Annotated in this window: 15 protein-coding genes and 1 pseudogene; 3 read left to right on the plus strand and 13 right to left on the minus strand. The window is 54.0% G+C overall.

Annotated features, from left to right (window positions below; all coding sequences use genetic code 11):
- Positions 1 to 25 precede the first annotated feature (25 nt).
- From DMB82_RS13620 to DMB82_RS13645, 6 genes are all read right to left on the minus strand, one after another.
- On the minus strand, positions 26 to 1057 hold the full coding sequence (locus DMB82_RS13620; RefSeq protein WP_116162205.1) for an ABC transporter permease: 1032 nt from the start codon (positions 1055 to 1057) through the stop codon (positions 26 to 28).
- 12 nt (positions 1058 to 1069) lie between these two features.
- Positions 1070 to 2617: a sugar ABC transporter ATP-binding protein gene (locus DMB82_RS13625; protein WP_039540701.1), complete on the minus strand. Its 1548-nt coding sequence runs from the start codon at positions 2615 to 2617 to the stop codon at positions 1070 to 1072.
- A 66-nt stretch (positions 2618 to 2683) separates the two neighbouring features.
- Positions 2684 to 3622: a substrate-binding domain-containing protein gene (locus DMB82_RS13630; protein ID WP_102116574.1), complete on the minus strand. Its 939-nt coding sequence runs from the start codon at positions 3620 to 3622 to the stop codon at positions 2684 to 2686.
- Positions 3623 to 3702: 80 nt separating this feature from the next.
- Positions 3703 to 4689: an inositol 2-dehydrogenase gene (iolG, locus tag DMB82_RS13635; protein ID WP_116162203.1), complete on the minus strand. Its 987-nt coding sequence runs from the start codon at positions 4687 to 4689 to the stop codon at positions 3703 to 3705.
- Positions 4690 to 5437: 748 nt separating this feature from the next.
- A complete protein-coding gene (iolD, locus tag DMB82_RS13640; RefSeq protein WP_116162201.1) occupies positions 5438 to 7369 on the minus strand; it encodes a 3D-(3,5/4)-trihydroxycyclohexane-1,2-dione acylhydrolase (decyclizing) in 1932 nt (643 codons plus the stop codon).
- A gap of 186 nt (positions 7370 to 7555) precedes the next feature.
- On the minus strand, positions 7556 to 9067 hold the full coding sequence (locus tag DMB82_RS13645) for a CoA-acylating methylmalonate-semialdehyde dehydrogenase (RefSeq protein ID WP_116155724.1): 1512 nt from the start codon (positions 9065 to 9067) through the stop codon (positions 7556 to 7558).
- Between the two features lie 327 nt (positions 9068 to 9394).
- Between DMB82_RS13645 and DMB82_RS13650 the strand changes: the two genes are divergently transcribed.
- The 3 genes and pseudogenes from DMB82_RS13650 to DMB82_RS13655 form a co-directional block, all read left to right on the plus strand.
- Complete coding sequence (locus tag DMB82_RS13650) at positions 9395 to 10276, plus strand: MurR/RpiR family transcriptional regulator (RefSeq protein ID WP_102116577.1); 882 nt, start codon at positions 9395 to 9397, stop codon at positions 10274 to 10276.
- Between the two features lie 29 nt (positions 10277 to 10305).
- Positions 10306 to 10425 carry an IS1 family transposase gene (locus DMB82_RS20800; RefSeq protein ID WP_404825876.1) on the plus strand — a complete coding sequence of 40 codons (120 nt, stop codon included), beginning with the start codon at positions 10306 to 10308 and terminating at the stop codon, positions 10423 to 10425.
- Positions 10400 to 10675 (plus strand): annotated as a pseudogene (locus DMB82_RS13655) (IS1 family transposase); the annotation flags it as partial. The gene DMB82_RS20800 and the pseudogene DMB82_RS13655, both read left to right, overlap by 26 nt.
- Before the next feature lie 68 nt (positions 10676 to 10743).
- Here DMB82_RS13655 and licT read toward each other — a convergent pair.
- From licT to DMB82_RS13690, 7 genes are all read right to left on the minus strand, one after another.
- Positions 10744 to 11580, minus strand: coding sequence for a BglG family transcription antiterminator LicT (licT, locus tag DMB82_RS13660; protein WP_116155723.1), 837 nt, complete (start codon positions 11578 to 11580; stop codon positions 10744 to 10746).
- A gap of 296 nt (positions 11581 to 11876) precedes the next feature.
- Positions 11877 to 13505, minus strand: coding sequence for a S53 family peptidase (locus DMB82_RS13665; protein WP_102116579.1), 1629 nt, complete (start codon positions 13503 to 13505; stop codon positions 11877 to 11879).
- An 18-nt stretch (positions 13506 to 13523) separates the two neighbouring features.
- Positions 13524 to 14081 (minus strand): chorismate mutase, encoded by a 558-nt coding sequence (locus tag DMB82_RS13670; RefSeq protein WP_102116580.1) that lies wholly within the window; start codon positions 14079 to 14081, stop codon positions 13524 to 13526.
- 515 nt (positions 14082 to 14596) lie between these two features.
- On the minus strand, positions 14597 to 16732 hold the full coding sequence (locus tag DMB82_RS13675) for a YjbH domain-containing protein (RefSeq protein ID WP_116162199.1): 2136 nt from the start codon (positions 16730 to 16732) through the stop codon (positions 14597 to 14599).
- Positions 16729 to 17511 (minus strand): capsule biosynthesis GfcC family protein, encoded by a 783-nt coding sequence (locus DMB82_RS13680; RefSeq protein WP_116162197.1) that lies wholly within the window; start codon positions 17509 to 17511, stop codon positions 16729 to 16731. The genes DMB82_RS13675 and DMB82_RS13680 overlap by 4 nt, the downstream gene beginning before the upstream one ends.
- 9 nt (positions 17512 to 17520) lie before the next feature.
- The gene (locus tag DMB82_RS13685; RefSeq protein ID WP_116162195.1) at positions 17521 to 18198 is read right to left on the minus strand and encodes a YjbF family lipoprotein; all 678 of its coding nucleotides are present in this window, start codon (positions 18196 to 18198) and stop codon (positions 17521 to 17523) included.
- A gap of 75 nt (positions 18199 to 18273) precedes the next feature.
- Complete coding sequence (locus DMB82_RS13690) at positions 18274 to 18576, minus strand: hypothetical protein (RefSeq protein WP_116162193.1); 303 nt, start codon at positions 18574 to 18576, stop codon at positions 18274 to 18276.
- Positions 18577 to 18966: the final 390 nt, after the last annotated feature.

An 18966-nucleotide genomic window follows, 5' to 3' on the forward strand; every position in this document is an offset into this window, starting at 1 on the left:
AAAAAAGAGTCGGTACGGGTGCGGCTCAAATAGCGCCGCGACGGCTCTTGGCGTAGGTGTCGAACGCCACGGCCAGCACGATAATTAACCCGGTGATAATCTGCTGGTAGTAAGCCGATACGTTCATCAACACCAGTCCGTTAATCAGGATCCCCATGATGATCGAGCCGATAATCGTGCCGCTTATCCGGCCGTAGCCGCCCATCAGCGATGTGCCGCCAATGACCACCGAGGCGATAACGCGCAGCTCGAAGGTGATCCCCGCAACCGCTTCGGCGCTGCCGAGACGGGCGCTGAGAATAAAGCCCGCCAGTCCGGCCAGACAGCCAATCACGATGTAGACGCTGACCAGCACGCGTTGCACATTCACCCCGGCCAGACGCGCGGCTTCGGTGTTGCCGCCGATGGCGTATACAAAGCGACCCCAGCGGGTTTTATGCAGCGCGAGATAACCCAGCAAGGCGACCAGCGCGAAGATCCAGATCGGCACCGAAATACCGAGAATTTCGCCTCGTCCCCACCAGCGATAGCCGGGGTCGAAACCGGCAATTGGCGCGCCGTCGTTCATTACCAGCGTTAACCCGCGCCAGATCGTCATCCCGCCCAGCGTGACGATGAACGGCGGCAGACGCAGTTTGGTGACACCCAACCCATGCAGGAAACCAATGAAGGTGCCCATCGCCAGACAGACGCCCAATGCAACCAGCCAGCTCAAGCCGTACCAGGCATCCGGATCGACGGTGGTGAAGTTGTCGCCTTTAATGACCGAAGCGGCGGTGATGGCGCACACCGCCAGAATCGAGCCGACGGACAGGTCGATCCCGGCAGTCAAAATGACGAACGTCATCCCTACGGCCATGATCCCGTAGATGGAGACTTCGGTCAGGATGTTGGTGATGTTGCGTTCGGACAGGAAGTTACTGTTCTGCGACTGAAAGAAGATCAGCAGCAGAATCATGAAAATAAACACGCCAAAGCGTTCAAAAAAGGCAATCGGGTCAAAACGTCCACGCGAATTGGACGGCGTAATGCTCTTAGAAAGCGGCTGCTGGGACATGCGTCACCTCCGTTATGCTGCGTGTAATGCGTCGTGGCAAATGGCCATCATCGTCATCAGTTTTTCTTCTGTGGCGTCATCGCCATGAATTTCCCCGCTAATCCGCCCTTCGCTGAGCGTGATAATGCGGTCGGAAATCGCCATGATCTCCGGCAGGTCGGAGGAAATCACAATCACGGCGACGCCCCGTTTCGCCATATCGAACAACACCTGATGCACTTCGGACTTGGTGCCAACATCGATGCCGCGCGTGGGCTCATCCACGATCAATACTTTGGGGTTCAGCGCCATACAGCGGGCAAGAATCACCTTTTGCTGGTTCCCGCCCGACAGCTTGCGCACCTCCTGCTCGCTGTTCACCATTTTGATGTGCAGCGCCTGACGATAGGCCTCGATCAGGTCGTCCTCCTTACGGATGTCGACAAACCAGCGCCAGCGCATCAGCGACGAGAGGTTAGATAGCGAGATATTTTCCCTGATCGACAGCCCCAGCACCGCGCCCTCTTTCTTGCGATCTTCCGGCACCAGCGCGATGCCTTGCGACAACGCATGCAGCGGTGTAGAGGGATAATAGGGTTCGTCATCCAGCACAAATTCACCGGTAGAGAACGCGTCGGCACCAAACAGGCAACGCGCGATTTCCGTACGTCCTGCGCCCACCAGCCCGGCAATACCGAGCACTTCGCCCGCATGCACCTGAAAGCTGATGTCCTTTAGCGCAATGCCGTGCGCATCCAGCGGCGGTTTTTCCCGGCTTAAGCCCTTCACCGCCAGCCGTACCGGCTTATCCTGATGATGCGTTTCCGCAGGCGGACGGCGGTTAAACACCACGTCACGGCCGACCATCAGGCGAATAATCTCCTGCACATTCGTGCTGGCGACATCCCCAGAACCGGTGTAGCGGCCGTCCTGAAAGACGGTAAACCGATCGCACAGCTGGAAGACTTCGTGCAGCCGGTGCGTGACATACACCACGCTCACACCGCGCCCTTTCAGCTCGCGCACCACGCGGTGCAGGCTGTCAACTTCACTGTCGCTCAGCGCCGCCGACGGTTCGTCCATCACAATCAGCTTGGCGTTCAGCGTCAGCGCTCTGGCGATTTCCACCATCTGCTGCTGCGCCACGCTCAAACGCGCGACCTGCGTCGTCGGCGCAATGTTCAATTTCAGATAATCCAGTACCGCTTTCGCCTCGCGATTCACCGCCAGCGCGTCCACGAATACGCTACTACGCTGCGGTTCGCGTCCCAGGAACATGTTCTCCGCCACGCTCATATTGGGCAGCAGATTAAATTCCTGATAAATGGTGATAATCCCCCGCTTTTGGCGCTCCACGGGCGATTCAAGCGGTAACAGCGTCTCGCCACCAAACCAGATATCGCCGCTGGTCTGCGGCTGCGCCCCTGCCAGCGCCTTCAACAGTGTCGATTTGCCCGCGCCGTTTTCTCCCAATAGCGCATGAATCTCTCCCGGCTGTACGGTCAACTGCGCGTTGCTCAGCGCCCAAACACCGGAGAAACTCTTTGCCAAATTGGTAATGTTCAGTAGGGGTTCCGTCATGTTTACCTTCCTCCCGCAAGGCCGCGCGGACGCGGCCTGCTGAATACCTGTTATGTAGAGAGCGATTTATTTACCCGCTTCGCCAATACGTTCGGCATCGTTCAGGTTATCTTTGGTAATCATGGTCGGTTGGTAGTCGGCCCCGGTGATAGGCGCTTTACTGCGGATGTTATTGGTCAACTGCGTCAGTGCGGTCGTCACCGCGTAGCCCGGACGTTGATCGGCAGTTACCGCCAGCCAACCGTCGCGTACGCGAGCCAGCGCTTCCGGCACGGCGTCAAAGCCGGTCACCATTACGTCACCGGGTTTCAGACCTTGCCCTTGTAACGCTTCAATCGCACCCAGCGCCATGTCGTCGTTCGCAGAGAGGATCACCTGCGGGCGTTTAGGCAGCGAAGGAAATACACTTTCAACAATGCGCATCCCTTCGGAACGCATCCAGTTCCCCGTCTGGTCTGCGACGATGTGGTATTTGCTCCCGCCTGCTTTCAGGCTGTCGCGAATCCCCTGCGTACGCTCGATGTTAGAAGACGAACCCGGTTGACCGGTCAGCAGAATGATCTCTGCGCCATTCGGGAATTTGGTTTTGACATAGTCGGCAATCGCCTGACCGCCTTTGTAGTTATTGGCACCAAAGTGCGGCACCGCTTTCTCTGTTTTTACCGAACGATCCAGCGTCACCACCGGTAGCTTGGCATCCTGAATATCGGTAACCGCGCTGGACACCGCGTTGACGTCATTCGGTGACACTACGAAGCCCTGTGCCCCACGCGTAATGGCATTTTCCAAGTCGGCGGCCTGCTTCGGTGAGCTACCCTGCCCATCCAGCACCTGCAAATTCACGCCCAGTTCTTTGGCGGCTTTAACGGCGGTGCGCTGCATGTGTACTTCAAACGGCATAGCGAGATTCGGCGTACTGAAAACGATTTGTTCATTTTGGGCCTGAGCAAAACCAGACAGACCCAGTGCGATGGCGATTGCGGAAACGCTGATGATCTTTTTCATATGTCTTTTCTCTGCTTCTGTTATGAGTATGGGTGTAGGGTTGAAAGCAGGTAAAACGCGATGTGCCAATGCCGATACGGTTACACGGCGACCTCCTTGCCTTGAGCCAGTGATTCAAAGGCTTTATCCGCCAGATTCAGTGCACGCTCACCGTCCAGCCCGGAGCATTCCGGCTGTGTGCGGCCATTCAGTACGTCGACAAAGTGCTGCCACTCTGCCGCGTAGGCGGCGTGATAGCGTTGCAGGAAGAAGTATTCGGGTTTCGCCGCCAGACAGCCGTCGTCGGTCCACTGCTCGACCACGTTTTCGCGGATGTTGCCCGCGCTGAGCACGCCTTTCGCGCCATGCAGTTCGAGGCGCTGATCGTAGCCGTAGCCGGAGCGGCGGCTGTTGACGATGGTCGCCATCGCGCCAGAGGCGAATTTCAGCACGATGAATGCGGTATCGATGTCGCCCGCTTCACCAATCGCCGGATCGACCAAATTACTGCCTTGTGCAAAGACCGACACCGGCTCTTCGCCCATAATGAAGCGCGCCATATCGAAATCATGGATCGTCATGTCGCGGAACATACCGCCGGAAACGCGGACATACTCAGCAGGCGGCGGCGACGGATCGCGGGAGATAATCAGGAGAGATTCCGGCTTGCCGATACGGCCTTCACCCGCCAGCGTTTTGACGCGGCGGAATTGCGGGTCGTAGCGGCGATTGAAGCCGACAAACAATGGTACGTTCTGCTGTTTGACGACGGTCAGGCAATCGCGAACCCGGGCAATATCCAGGTGCACCGGTTTTTCACAGAAAATGGCTTTGCCGTGTTTGGCAGCCAGCTCAATCAGGTCGGCGTGCGTGTCGGTCGCGGAGGCAATCAGGACGGCGTGCACCGCCGGATCGCTCATGACCTCGTCAACCGTTTTTACTTTGGTATGATAACGTTCTGCCAGCACCGTGGCATTTGCCGGGTTGGGATCGACCACCGCGTGCAGGTTGGTTTCTTTGTGTGCCGCGATGTTCACTGCATGGACCTGGCCGATGCGGCCCGCGCCCAGTAAAGCGATGTTAAACATAGATGCTCCCTTGCTGCCTGAGTGGCGTGTAATGCCAGACTGAAAAAGTGACGGATAACGGCTAGTCGCATTCTCCCCAGCCCCATCACCCGCTCTTTACCGCGAATCCTGATAGATAAAATAAAACATTTATTTCAGTTTTGTATAAATTGAAAATTATGTTTTTGCGCGCCAGTTAACATTTTCATGACATCTTCGCTGTTTTCTGCAACCCCAATCACACATCGAATGAGTATGTCTGTGCCGGTATACAGGAATATCAGAGGATCGGTCAGGCGCTGGCGTAAAAAGGAGGGAAAAATGAAACCGCGGTTTGAAAATGAAATGGATGTTTCAATTTAATTCGGGAATCTAGAGGAAGGATTAGGCAGCACTAAAGATCGCAAACGTTATCTGCACAGGCTGTCCCTTCGTCAAATTTTATGCGAACGAGGAGAAGGTTTCGTGCGCTACAATACTGCTATTCCATGCTACCTCGTAGCACGCGCCCGACGCAGGGCGCTCAGTCGCCGCCCTGCGAACCCTGGCTTCCGGCTAAATTATGTCGCTACGCGATACCTTCGTCGCCATCAGGCTTAACGGACCGCTTGCGACACGCTCCCGGCGTGGCGCAAGCTTTCGCCGCGTCCATGCGGCTCATCCTAAGCCTGCTATCTCCTCAGCATAATTTCTTACGCCGGATTACGGCCCCCCTACTTGCACCCTTGCGTTATTTGTAGATAAGAGACAGTGATGCAGGGGAGATCACCTAATATTGCCGTGCGCGGGAGAGCGCGGCTTTCACGCTATTGGCGGCAGACTCAATCTCTGGGTTATCCGCAACCTGTGCCGTACCGGTGCGCCACCAGGATTCGTAGCCGTGCGTCATGGTCTTCGGCAGTACTTTGATATCGAGCAGTACTGGTCCCGGATGTTCACGTGATTCCGTCAGCGCCTGCCTGAGCGAGTCTTCATCATGCACCCGCCACGCTTTGCAGCCGTAGCTTTCCGCATTCTTGGCGAAATCCACCGGAATGAGTGCGCCGCGCAGTTGCCCCGACTCCGCATCGCGGTAGCGATTTTCCGTACAGAAGCTCCCCATTCCCTGACTCATTTGCAGGTTGTTAATACAACCAAAGCCCGCGTTATCGAATAGCAGCACGGTGATTTTGATGCCCTCCTGTACCGCCGTTTGCAGTTCGGTATGCAGCATTAAATAAGACCCGTCGCCGACCATCGCGTAGACCGGCTGTTGCGGTGCCGCAAGGCGTGCACCAATCGCCGCCGCAATCTCGTATCCCATACAGGAATAGCCATATTCCAGATGATAGCTGTCCGGCGTTTTCACCTGCCACACGCGCTGTAGATCGCCCGGTAACGAACCCGCCGCTCCCACCACAATCGCGTTGTCTTCCAGTTTCTCATTCAGAATGCCCAACACACGCGTTTGCGTCAGGTGGGTATTCAGCATCTGGCGGTATTCATCCAGCTTGTCTTCCAGACCATCCACCACTTCTGGCACCAGTTCACCGCTATCCTGCACGGTAAACAACCGCTGTAGCTCGCGTTCCCATTCAGCACGAGCCTGTTCGACGGCCTGCTGCCAGCCGCTACGATACGATGCCGTCGCCAGCCGTTCAGACAGCGCTTCCAACCCGACACGCGCATCGGCGATCAGGGGTAGCGCATCCAGTTTTAACGCATCGAACTCGGCAACGTTGAGCAGTAAAAATTCGACGTTCGGGTTCTGAAACAGCGACTTGGAGCCAGTGGTGAAATCGGTTAAACGCGTCCCGATACCGATAATCAGATCCGCCTCATGCGCCAGCCGATTCGCCGCCAGCCCGCCCGTCACGCCAATACCGCCGCAGTTCAGCGGATGTGATGACACAATCGCACCTTTACCCGCCTGCGTTTCGCCAAACGGAATCGCAAATTGCTCGGCAAATTGCGCCAGCGCCTCATGTGCGCCGGAATAACGGACACCGCCGCCGCAAATCAGCATCGGACGACGCTTTTTCGCAATCAGCGCTGCCGCCTCATCCAACCGTGCCGCATCCGGCGGGCGTCGTTCGAGGTGATGGACGCGCTTGCGGAAAAACGATGCCGGATAATCCCAGACTTCCGCCTGCACATCCTGCGGTAAACATAGCGTCACCGCGCCGGTATCGGCCGGATCGGTCAGCACGCGCATGGCGTTAATCAGCGCACTCATCAGTTGTTCAGGGCGATTAATGCGATCCCAATAGCGGGAAACGGGTTTGAAGCAGTCATTGGTGCTGATCGACAGATCGTGATATTGCTCGACCTGCTGCAACACCGGATCTGGCTGTCGGCAGGCGAAGAGGTCGCCCGGCAACAGTAGTACCGGAATGCGGTTGGCGGTGGCGGTCGCCGCCGCAGTCACCATATTTGCCGCCCCCGGCCCCACCGACGACGTCACCGCATAGATTTTCCGCCGCTTGTGCTGTTTAGCGAATCCAACGGCGATCTGTGCCATTCCCTGTTCGTTGCACCCCTGATGCACGGTGAGACGATTCGCCTCCTGTTCCAGTGCCTGGCCGATGCCCAGCACATTGCCGTGACCAAAAATGGTCATGACGCCCTGCACAAAGGGGGATTCTTCACCGTCTACGCTGAGGTATTGCTGGTTGAGAAACCTGACCAGCGCCTGCGCCATGGTGATGCGACACGTATCCATTGATCTACTCCTTCACGTAAGGGAGGATTAAATTACTGATCCCTGCTGCAATATCGAGATACACGGGTATACCACGGGGCGAGGCGTCCCTGCGGGAACCTCATCCCCGTGTTCCCCCTAAAACTACACATTCTTGATGCAGCACATTTCTGGTTCTTGTTATCGTTACTAACGTGACACACATCCTCACTCCAGCGTGGGCATGACGAAGCTGCTGGTGTGGTGTTCCAGACGGACGCTGGCGGGCCAGCGGCTGGTGACGGTTTTCATGCGGGTGTAGAAGCGCACGCCGTCGTTGCCGTGAACGTTCAGCGGCCCAAAAATGGAGCGCTTCCAGCCGCCGAAGCTGTGGAATGCCATCGGCACCGGAATCGGTACGTTCACGCCGACCATGCCTGCCTGCACCTCTTCGCAGAACTGACGCGCCGTTTCACCATCGCGGGTAAAAATAGCGGTGCCGTTGCCGTATTCATGGTTGTTAATCAGCGTCACTGCCGTCTGGTAATCCGGCACGCGCACCACGGACAGCACCGGGCCAAAAATTTCTTCCTGATAGATCGTCATCTCCGGCGTGACGTTATCGAACAGCGTCGGCCCGATGAAGTAGCCTTGCGGGTGCCCCTGAACAGACAGCGTGCGGCCATCGATGCGCAACGTCGCGCCCTGATCGACGCCACTTTGAATATAGTCGGCAATCTTCGCCCGGTGCGGTGCGCTGATCACCGGCCCCATTTCATTTTCCTGCCCGTCCACCAGACCTGGCCCGACGCGCATTGCTTTGATCTGTGCGCTCAAACGCTGATGCAATGCTTCCGCGGTGTCATCTCCGACAGCCACCACCACCGACAGCGCCATGCAGCGTTCGCCTGCCGCGCCAAAGGCCGCGCCCATGATCGCGCTGGCAGCCATGTCCATGTCGGCATCCGGCATCAGGATACAGTGGTTTTTCGCCCCGCCCAGCGCCTGACAGCGTTTGCCGTGCGCCGATGCCGTCTGATAAATGTATTCCGCTACTGGCGTCGATCCCACAAAGCTTACCGCCTGTACCCGCGGATCGGTCAGCAGGATGTCCACCGCTTCTTTGTCACCCTGAACAACGTTAAACACGCCATCCGGCAGGCCCGCTTCTTTCAGCAGTTGCGCTAACAGCAGCGAAAGCGACGGATCTTTTTCCGACGGCTTAAGCACAAAGGTATTGCCGGTCGCCAGCGCAATCGGGAACATCCACATGGGCACCATCGCGGGGAAGTTGAAAGGCGTAATCCCGACGCACACGCCGAGCGGCTGCATGAGCGAATGACTATCCACCCCAGTACCGACATTCGCCGAGTGTTCGCCTTTTTGCAGATGCGGAATACCACAGGCAAACTCAACGACTTCCAGACCGCGCGTCACCTCCCCCACGGCATCGGAATAGACTTTGCCGTGCTCCTGTGAAATCAGACGGGCCAGCGTATCCATTCGTTCTTCCAGCAGCGCCTTGAAGCGAAACAGCACGCGCGCACGGCGGAGCGGAGAGTGTTTTGACCACGCAGGGAATGCCGCCGCCGCGCTGGCAATCGCCTGCTCGACTTCCGCCTTATCAGACATCACAACCTGGCGAATCTGCTCGCCCGTCGCTGGGTTATACACCGCGGCGTAGCGTTGGCTGTTGCTGGAGGCAATCGCCCCCTGAATGAAGTTAGATACGGTTTCCATGTTTACACCTTTGTGGGTTTTGAGGAGACAAACGGCTGACATCGGATTACAGTATATGAAATGAACATTCCATTTAATGTAAAAATAAAATAAATGTTGATTATTGTGATCCGCTGCGAATTTTTATGTAAACTTGAAGACAGCCGTCCATAAAGACAGGCGAGCAGCCTCTGAAAATAGTCGTATCGATAAAAGGTGTGCCGCCGGAAATGTCATACAGATAAAACAACCGTATCCAGAAATGAATTTTCTGTTCCGTTTCAGGCGCCAGTCATGAAATCGCCCTAATGGGATAGGTTCTTATACGTCTTTGGGAGATAACCCGATATGCCCATGGCTACCAGCCTGAGAGAGTTACAGGAACAGATCCGCGAGCGTTATGATTCGCTCAGCAAGCGGTTACAGCAGGTGGCGCACTATGTGCTGGATAATACCAACAGCATCGCGTTCGATACCGTCGCGGTGATCGCCGAACGCGCTGACGTTCCCCCCTCAACGTTGATTCGTTTCGCCAACGCCTTTGATTTCAGCGGCTTCAACGAAATGAAACAGCTGTTCCGTATGAATCTGGTGGAGGAAACCGCCAGCTATACCGACCGGGCGCGGCTGTTTCGGGCGATGGAAGCTGACGCCGTGCCAGAAACGCCGCTGGATATTCTGCATGAGTTTGCCCGCTCAAACGCGCAGGCGATGCAGCAGTTAGCGGCACGTACCCCGCAAGAAGATCTGCAAAAAGCCGTCGATTTGCTGGCTCAGGCGGAAACCATCTATATCGTCGGACTGCGGCGCTCGTTCAGCGTCGCCACTTACCTCACCTATGCGCTCAGCCATCTGGAAAGCAGCCCGATTCTGGTCAACGGCTTGGGAGGCATGTTTCGTGAACAACTCAGTCGAGTCAACTCACGCGACGTGGTGGTTTCCATCAGCTTCTCGCCCTATTCACAGGAAACCGTGATGGTCAGTGAGATGGCCGCGAAGGCCGGTGCGCGGCAAATCGTGATTACCGACAGCCAGATCAGTCCGCTGGCAACACTCAGCGACGTTTGCTTTGTCGTGAAGGAAGCGCAGGTTGATGCGTTCCGTTCACAGTCCGCCACGCTATGTCTGGTGCAATCGCTAATGGTGTCGCTGGCCTACCGGCAGGGAAACGGCGCAGATCAGAGTGAAAAACAACAGCGCAGCGGTAATGACTCCAATTCGTTGAATTGAGGTGTACTGCTCGCTTTTGAGGTTTTCTTATGGCCAGCGTTACTGTTCATTGTCCCCGTTGTCAGTCTGCTCAGGTTTACCGACATAGGCAGAACCCTAAAAGCCGTGGCAGTGTACTGGCCCTACACCTTCGGTCCACGCACCGATGAGACATGTCGGGAGTTGCTGGCCCTTTTGACGCCGTTCAGCATCGGCATGATAACCAGTGATAACTGGGGCAACTATGCCAGAGAAGTACCGAAAGATAAGCATCTGACGGGTAAAATCTTTACGCAGCGCATTGAGCGTAACAACCTGACTCTCCGTACCCGAATCAAGAGGCTGGCTTGCAAAACGATTTGCTTCTCGCGTTCAATAGCGCTCCACGAAAACGTCATTGGAGACTTCATCGAAAAATAGATGTTCTACTCATTGGCGGCATTACCCGATTATTATCGCAGGTGTACCCGTCATCATAGCCCATGTTATTAAGCTTGGGAGGGTTGTAACCGATTAATATGAATAGTCAAAAACATGATCTCATCGGTGGTGAGATAGCAGGCGTAATTTTTTTCCACATAGTCATACACCTTCATCGCACAGGCATAGGCCCGCGGCATCAATTCGGTAATCCCTTGATAGAGAGAATCGTCGCCGTGGTTCACGGTTTCCCGATTTAGCAAACGCAGAGCGAAAAATTTCAGATGCGTAATCAAGCGCTGATAATTAAGCGAATGTTCATCAAACGTGATGTGTAGATCGTATTTCAGAATGGTCAGAATATCTTTAATGATACCCGCGCTTTGCACCGTGCTCTGCATATCGCTGTTATTCGTTGCATTCGCCAAATGCAGCGCAATAAATCCCGCTTCATCCTCCGGCAAATCGATATCCAGTCTGGTGCGAATCAGTTCCAGTGCCTCTAACCCAACGGTAAATTCACTGCGATAGAACTGGCGAATATCCCACAGCATCAGGTTCTTGATCGTCTGCCCTTTCTTATAGCGTTGAATAGCAAAGTTAATATGGTCGCTTAAGGCCAGAAATAACGTGTCCTGGACATCAAGCTGTAGCGTTTTTTGCGCCAGAGTAATAATCTGCTGCGTGACCGCAAGACAGTCGGGTGGAATGTCCGCCAGCAGTTGTGACAGCACATCCGCTATGCCGTCGCTTTTCTTCACGAACTGGCTTTCTATGCGCCGCGGATCGATAGGATCACCCACTTTCTTGCCAAAGCCGACGCCTTTACCAATCACCACAATTTCCCGTTGGTCATTTGCCAGCACCAGAACGGCGTTATTGCTCAGTATTTTTTCAATGATCATCGCATCAGCCGTCCTATCTGACGGGAAGGCACGCTGGCCTTACCTGCTGTTTTGCACTTTGGAAACGTATAGCCTATTCGCGTTAACAAAAAAAAACCTGATACCAACATGTCTGAATAACATGCGTCGTATCAGGTTTCGCTCGGACTCAGGCCCGATCACGTCCTTCTTATCGGGTTATATCTGCTAACCGCCCTAGACTCAAACCGAGGTCGGGTAATCTGTGATGAATATCACCGATAATGTCCTCACCTGAGCAGGCGCGTTCCTGTGCCAGCCCTCTCAGGCATGCAGACTCACCGCTCGTGTCCGTCGTCGCTGTCGTGCACGCCATTACCATTGAGCCTCACGAGTCGCTGCAACAGCCTGAGCAACGTCATTCCATCCGGCGACCCCAGCCCCGTACAGGCGTCCCACCCTTCAGAGGCCACAAAGGCCCCATTATTTCCCCGCACGATATCCTTGCAGCTATTACGGTTACGGTACAACAAGGGAGGAATAAACAGCGAGGCCGAATGGGTTAACGCGAGCATACGTGCCAGCAATCCCGCCCACAGCGGTGCAACCGCGCTGGTTCCCCCAACAACGCCTTCCCGTCCGTTAACTTCTATCAGATAGCCAGTTTCGGGATCGGCATTACCGCTGACGTCCGGTACGCCACGGTGTTGCAAAGGATGATGACCGCCATATTTGTCGACCAGAGACATCCCTAACTGCCAACCGGGCAACGCGAAGTGCCGGCTGACGCCACCGCCTGTCGCGCCGCCGTCTCGGCTATGCCAGGTGGTTTCCTCCATCGTTTTTTGCAAGCGAGTGCCGCCACAGGCTAAAACGTAGGGGCTGGATGCGGGGAAATCGACGTGCAAACCATGGGGTTCGCCATCCTTTGAGCCGTGATCGCCAGACGCCACGCACACCGTAATCCCTAGCGCCGCGGCGGTCTGAAAGGCCTGGTTGTACACCTGTAATGACTGCGCAGTCCAGCGTGGTTCACTGGATCCCCAGCTAATCGAAATCACCGACGGTGCATTTTTCTCATCATGAATCGCCGCATTAATCGCCTCTAAAAACCCGGCATCGGTATTCGGAGCAAAATACACCACAATTTTCGCGGCCGGTGCCAGCGTACCCGCAATTTCGATATCCATCTGCACTTCGATATCGATCGGGTTCACCTCTTTGTCGTCATCTGACGAAGCAAGGGCATTCTTAGCCCCTCCCACACAAACATCGACGATCTGCGGCGGGTTGACGCCCATGCGTTTAAAATAGTGCTCTAACTGCGGTAAGCGATACCCGCCCCCCAATTCAATAATGCCAATACACTGCCCCGCGCCGTCATGTTCTGGAAAGTGGTAAAAATCCGCCAACTCGAGTGGCGTATAGCCTGATACTCCTTTGGCCGTATTGGAGAAGGCGTCGTTCATACGTAGGCAACAGTTTGTCGCCAGACGCTCATCAAGGCCTAGTACGGCGATAACTACGCCTTGTAGGTATTCAGGTAGATAAATTCCCCCTGCTCTGCCACGAAATGCCCCCTGTTTGTGGTCATACCGGGCCAAGCTCACGCGAAATGCCTGCTCCATTTGCGCCACTGTCCCCGTCAAGAAGACGGTACGGCTGGCAACATGTTCACGCTCGACAGAGAGCCGATAATGCCGTGCAAACGCTCGGACATGCTCTAGATCGGCCTCATCAGCGCCGAACTTTCTGGCATAACTGGCGCGCGACAGCGGTTTATTGGCGTTGATGCCGCCAAATTGCGGATCGATGCTATCGTGTAGTTCGGTGTAATACTCATCATCTGGCGTCGTAAAACGCAACACCAGCATGACTCTGACGCTTTCATTAACATTACAGCGTTCGCGGTACAGGGCGTCAGCGATATTTCCGCGTTCACTCCCTTTCAATAATTGGTAAGTCATCGTCTTCTCTCCACTCAGCTATTTGCCGTCTGGTTCAATTTGACTCAATGCCGCATAAATCTGGCGTTTGTCGTTCTGTGACAGATGCTCAACATTAATAGAAGAAAGAAACGTCGCCTCTTGCTGAGGCGCAAAATGCCCGCCATTCGCAAGATAACGTTTAATACTCACCAAGAGCTGGTCGTCAATCGTGAGTAGCGTGGGTCTAATGGTGTCGTTCAGCGAAAGCGGCGTCCAGTCGCTCTCCGGTGTCGCAAGCCAGTCCGCCATATAACGATACTGAATCGCTTTGCTGGCATTCATTAATGACGTAAAAAACAGCGGTGTACTCTGCGGGGATAAACCCACGGCAGCAGATTGCTCCCGCGCCTTACTCAAAATACGTTCCTCTTGTTTTAGATCCTCAACGGGCAGGTGTTGACGGGCCTTATACCCCGCAACATCTTTCATCAACACCATCCGTTCCTGAATCAGTTGATAAATACCAAGAGGGTTGTCCTGCGTTGCGGCATAGAGAGGAACACACCAAACAGCGCTCATCGTTAACGAGATAACAGTGGAAATAGGCAAATTCATCGGGTTGCACTCTCCTGTTAGCACTACCATGAAGATCTATGGCTATACCCGTCATACTTCAAGTTGCATGTGCGTTGGCTGCGCTCACTCACCCGAATCACTTACTGAAGTAAGCTCATCGGGATTCCTTCCCTTGCCGCCTTCCTGAAACTCGAATTATTTAGGGTATATGTTTTTATTTCGCCATTGCGGCAGGAGATAATAGGTTTCGCGATATGAATCTTCCATGATGAAACTATTTCAATCATTACCCTCAGGACACACTTCGTCTTAAAAATGCTCCGACTCGTCACGACAATCGTGGTTAAGCTATTAAATTATCATCAATTTATCGCTAAAGACTCAGAAGCGTCATCTTCAGTACGACATGATTAAGATACAAACGATAACCAAATGAAATAGTTCATATTAGTTACTAAATGAATTAACTCCGCAAAGCCAACACGCACAAAAAAGCCCGTCACGGCACTCGGCGATGACGGGCTTGATTAACACCCTAAACGAACTAAGATCGATTAGTGCTCGGTGAGGCCATACAGCGAGCTGCGACGCTGTAGCATCTGACCACCGTCACGCGTCAACGGTACCCAACCAACAGCGCCACGTTTCACCGTTGGTTCGGTGAACAGCAGATCAAACGGTATCGAGACGTAGAAGCCTTTGCTAAAGCTTCCTTCACCATATTCAGCAGCGCTGACGTTGGTTTTGGTCGCAAAGGCACCCGCAATGATTCCGCTATCAAAGCGGCGAGAGAGATCGAGGGTGACCCCCTTGTCCCCTGCCAGATAACGACCCACACTCACCTTCGCGACCGCACCTTCCACAAACGGCAGTTCCCAGTACGCGGTCAGATGGCCGGTGACCACATCGTAATCGGCCATCCGCATAATATCGTTCCAGTCACGCTGTTTGGCATAGTTCACATCCACCCCCAGCGCCCAGCTTTTACCGAATGGACGATACAGCACTTCAGATCCGACACCCGCGTACATCATTTCCAGATAGCCGCCGTAGACCTGGGTATACCAGTCCTGCGCCGGATTATCTCTGCGAGTCAATTGCAGGTTGGTCAACAACAGATCCGAAGAAGTAACGTATTCACGCACCCAGGTTCTGACGCGCGGCAGGGCAGCACCATCCGCCGGTGGTGTTTTATAGTTGAACTTGTCGTAGTTATTCACCAGATTCAGCGTTGCCGTTCCGCCTACGCTCCAGTGATCGCTCAGACGATAGTCCACGTTGCCTTTCAGGGCGACCTGATACATGTAGAAGGATTCAGGGCCACCGAAAGACTGCGTCAGCGTCGGATCTAATGAATACGTCAGACGATCGGGTTCTGCGAGCAGCACCTGCTGACCACGCACGTTGGATGCTGGCTCTTTACGATGCGTTTCAGGTTCTGGTTGACCCAGTGGAACGGCAGCCTGCTTAACCTGGTGCCAAGCTTTAGCATCCACCTCCGTGCTGGCAATCGGTAGACGCTGGCTGCGCTGCACAATGTGGTATTCATCAATACTGCCCGGTACATGATTCGCCAATACCGTCGCCGCACGCTGTGTTGCCTGATCGCTGTCACGATATTTGGTCTGATCGGCAACAATGGTGACCTGCTTTTGGTCCGCGTAGATATCAGCGTCCTTAAAGCCGGCCTTATCATTCAGCTCTTTCGACACGAGCTGCCAGTTTGTGCCTTTGCCATCCTGTACCGGCGCATAGACGGGTGGTGCATCGTCTAAATAGTTCGGCTTCAGGTCGTTGAAATTAGTGCGTAGGGTAAAGCCCCACATCAAGGTGTTGCCGCGCTGCCATGATAACGTGGTATCTAACACCTCGCCCACCCGGTAGACTGCGCCGATATTGAAGGGGGAATCGTGTTTGAGCTGCTGTGGCACATTAGTGGATGACGTTCTTTCTGCGCTATAGTCGTTACCATCATATTCGAGTTTCAGGCGCAGAGGATCCCAGGGTGTCTGGTACTCAACGCCACCAAACAGCGCAGCAGGGCCATGGAAGAAATTGCCCACCTCAAACTGGCCAGTTTCAGTGCTCTGAGTACGATTACAAAAGCTGGCTTTCAGCGAACAGGCTGGGTTTTTAATATTGCCGCTCTCGGCCATATTGCCCCACCCCATCCCCAGGGTGAAATCAAACGGCCCCATACGTTTACTGGCGACCAGATATTCGCTATCAAACAACCCCGTACCCGCAATATCACGCAACCCTGCAGAAACATCCGGCATCCAGTAGCTTTCCTGCCACAAACGGGCTTTGACATCGAATGACTTATCTTTGTAGGTTTGGCTACCGCTGAAATTAGGGTCATTACTATAAGGACGAGTACGGATATCGGTATAACGCACCGTCGTTTCCAGCCAGTCAAAGAGCTGGAGCGAGATGGAATAACGTCGATATTCTTCGTTGTCACGGTAGTTCAGGCTAAACTCACCGGTTTGCGCCATACGCGCCGTCGGCATCTGCAACAACCCCGTACCGCCAAAATCAGACTGTGAGACTCCCACCGGCTGAAAGCGCAGATTCGGGTTGGTCGCAGTACGGTTGCTTTCGGTTTCAGCCGCCATCGCCTGTGCACTCAAGATGCTGCCCATCGCCAACGACAGACAGCCTAGTTTAACGTTTCTGTTCTTTGTCATTCGAGTGGCGTCCGGTTAGCAAGGTAGTCAGCAAGCTGCTCGTTGAGTGATGACATATCCTGTGGCAAAACTGAGGGATTAAAGCCAATAAAGAGCGTTTCGCCCGCGGCGGGTTCAACATGCTGGCGGTTCCACAGCGCCAGCGGCACTTTGCGCCACGTGCCATTTCCCCCAATCAGATAGCCGTAGCTGTTATCCGCGCCCGCGAGACGTCGCCGTCCAGAGAGATAATTCTCGACCGACCATCCGGCACGCAGTGCCACTTTCCCCGATGTCTCCAGTTCACCCACATCGGCAGACGTATTCACCAGACCGAGCAGGGACAGTTTGTCATCATGAGGCGCGATGTACAGTGCATATTCCCCCACCAGAGGGCGATTATTTTCTATATAGACACGTACGCGGTCAGGATTCAGCTCGGTACGGATACGACCCGCCACATTAATCGGGCTAATCGTCTTTCTTAGCAACCAAGCGGAGATCGCCAGATCGCCATTACCTGAATTACGCCAGCGCGTTTCCAGTTCAGCCAGATTTTGCAGCAAGACATCCCCTTGCACACGAACCTTCTGTGTCGTCGCAAAATCAGAAATAAACGCCGTTTGCCAGTTGATACTCTGTGGCCAGGGAACCTGTTCGTAAAATTTTTCAAGACGCGTGCCATCATCCAATTTGACGACGGCGATCGTCTGTTGAGGCGATTTCACAGTCAACTGCGCAGACGTCGCAACACCGGAAACCAGCAGCAACAAGGTAGCGATACGATTAAGTGCTAACATTGCAGCCCCTTATTGGACGTAGGGTTTTAATACGGTGAATGTGACCAAGGCCATATCTGGCCCCATATACTGCTGGCTTTGAACCACATTTCCATTAACCGGATCGAGCCAGTAGCGATTAGTGTAAGACTCATTCAACGCGGGGATGGTCACCTGCTCATCAAAACGCAGCAGCGCACGTGAGGTATCCAGGATTTTTACGGTTTCTTTGCCACGCGCCTGAAAAACAGACCGAGTATCATAACCGCCACGGAAGACCTGAGCCCATTCAACCCGACTTTGCCATGTCATTGGCGTCGATGTCTTCAATAAGCCTAACGTCAGGGGATCCTGTTGCAGGTTATCCACATAGGTAATGTCTTCACCGAAGCCCTGTGTTTTCACCAAGCGGCCATGTTGGATCGCGACGATATTTTTATCGGCCCCGATCCATTTCAACTGATTCTGCTCGGCAAAAGCGAGCACGACAAACGCTTGCGGTGCTTTCCCCACCTTCAAATACGCTGAGGCATAGGGCGTGTTAGCAACCTGTTTGGCCGTCACGTGGGTGTCATCCTGCCCGAAAAACGCCAATTTGAAGGTTTTGCCCACCTGTTCCATATTTTGGGAACAACCCGTCAACAGAAGAGAGAAAAGAGGGATGGCAATCAGCGCTTTCATTTCTGCTATTCGTTTTATTCTTGTCATGCGATGAAGTTCTCGTTGAACCGCGTAGCCCAGAAAAAGAAAGGCCACCGAAGTGGCCTTGGGAGTAGTGAGACGTTAGGTTCTCGTTGTCGTACTCGTACTCGTAGCAGTGGTGCTATCGTCATTGCTGGCGACAGCAACAGCGACACCAACAGCAACAGCGGCAGCAACACCCACACTAATCAGTGCAGTGGTACCCGCAGCAACACCCGCACCCGCAGCACCAGCGGCACCAGCAACGCTTGCGCCGGCAACTGTGGTGGTGGTGGTACCGGTGGTCGCGGTGCCAGCAGCCGTAGCGCTGGAGACGCCATCAACAGCAAACGCGTTTGACGACATGGCCAGAACAGCGGTCAGCGTGATTAACGTTTTCTTCATTACGATTTCCTTTTAAACATGAAGTACTTCAGGGTGAGGTATCGTCGAAAAGACCATACTTCGTCCTTCATTCCAGCCAGCATAACGGCAAACCGATTTGGTATTACGTCATTACCGACCGTTACTGGGATCCTCCCAGTAATGTGTTACCGTTCAATGGCGCTAGGACCACCTCTGACAAGCAACACCAGAAAGCAAAACGACAACTCAATTTTTGCAACACCGTTAAAAATAGCAAGATCCCGATGTAATAAACAGCAATGATCTCGGTAAAAAAGCAGATTTCTTTAATGAAATTTACAGTATTCCCGAAAAAAAATCATAGATATCTTAACGATATCTATGTATTCATTCAGCAATATAAAAAACGCCAGATATTTCCTAATCTGG

The organism is Pectobacterium aquaticum (assembly GCF_003382565.3).
In the GTDB taxonomy this organism is placed as follows: domain Bacteria; phylum Pseudomonadota; class Gammaproteobacteria; order Enterobacterales; family Enterobacteriaceae; genus Pectobacterium; species Pectobacterium aquaticum.

Coding starts and splice junctions, on each gene's coding strand:
- DMB82_RS13620 (WP_116162205.1), bottom strand. CDS start 1,057: ATGTCCCAGCAGCCGCTTTCTAAGAGCATTACGCCGTCCAATTCGCGT.
- DMB82_RS13625 (WP_039540701.1), bottom strand. CDS start 2,617: ATGACGGAACCCCTACTGAACATTACCAATTTGGCAAAGAGTTTCTCC.
- DMB82_RS13630 (WP_102116574.1), bottom strand. CDS start 3,622: ATGAAAAAGATCATCAGCGTTTCCGCAATCGCCATCGCACTGGGTCTG.
- iolG (WP_116162203.1), bottom strand. CDS start 4,689: ATGTTTAACATCGCTTTACTGGGCGCGGGCCGCATCGGCCAGGTCCAT.
- iolD (WP_116162201.1), bottom strand. CDS start 7,369: ATGGATACGTGTCGCATCACCATGGCGCAGGCGCTGGTCAGGTTTCTC.
- DMB82_RS13645 (WP_116155724.1), bottom strand. CDS start 9,067: ATGGAAACCGTATCTAACTTCATTCAGGGGGCGATTGCCTCCAGCAAC.
- DMB82_RS13650 (WP_102116577.1), top strand. CDS start 9,395: ATGCCCATGGCTACCAGCCTGAGAGAGTTACAGGAACAGATCCGCGAG.
- DMB82_RS20800 (WP_404825876.1), top strand. CDS start 10,306: ATGGCCAGCGTTACTGTTCATTGTCCCCGTTGTCAGTCTGCTCAGGTT.
- licT (WP_116155723.1), bottom strand. CDS start 11,580: ATGATCATTGAAAAAATACTGAGCAATAACGCCGTTCTGGTGCTGGCA.
- DMB82_RS13665 (WP_102116579.1), bottom strand. CDS start 13,505: ATGACTTACCAATTATTGAAAGGGAGTGAACGCGGAAATATCGCTGAC.
- DMB82_RS13670 (WP_102116580.1), bottom strand. CDS start 14,081: ATGAATTTGCCTATTTCCACTGTTATCTCGTTAACGATGAGCGCTGTT.
- DMB82_RS13675 (WP_116162199.1), bottom strand. CDS start 16,732: ATGACAAAGAACAGAAACGTTAAACTAGGCTGTCTGTCGTTGGCGATG.
- DMB82_RS13680 (WP_116162197.1), bottom strand. CDS start 17,511: ATGTTAGCACTTAATCGTATCGCTACCTTGTTGCTGCTGGTTTCCGGT.
- DMB82_RS13685 (WP_116162195.1), bottom strand. CDS start 18,198: ATGACAAGAATAAAACGAATAGCAGAAATGAAAGCGCTGATTGCCATC.
- DMB82_RS13690 (WP_116162193.1), bottom strand. CDS start 18,576: ATGAAGAAAACGTTAATCACGCTGACCGCTGTTCTGGCCATGTCGTCA.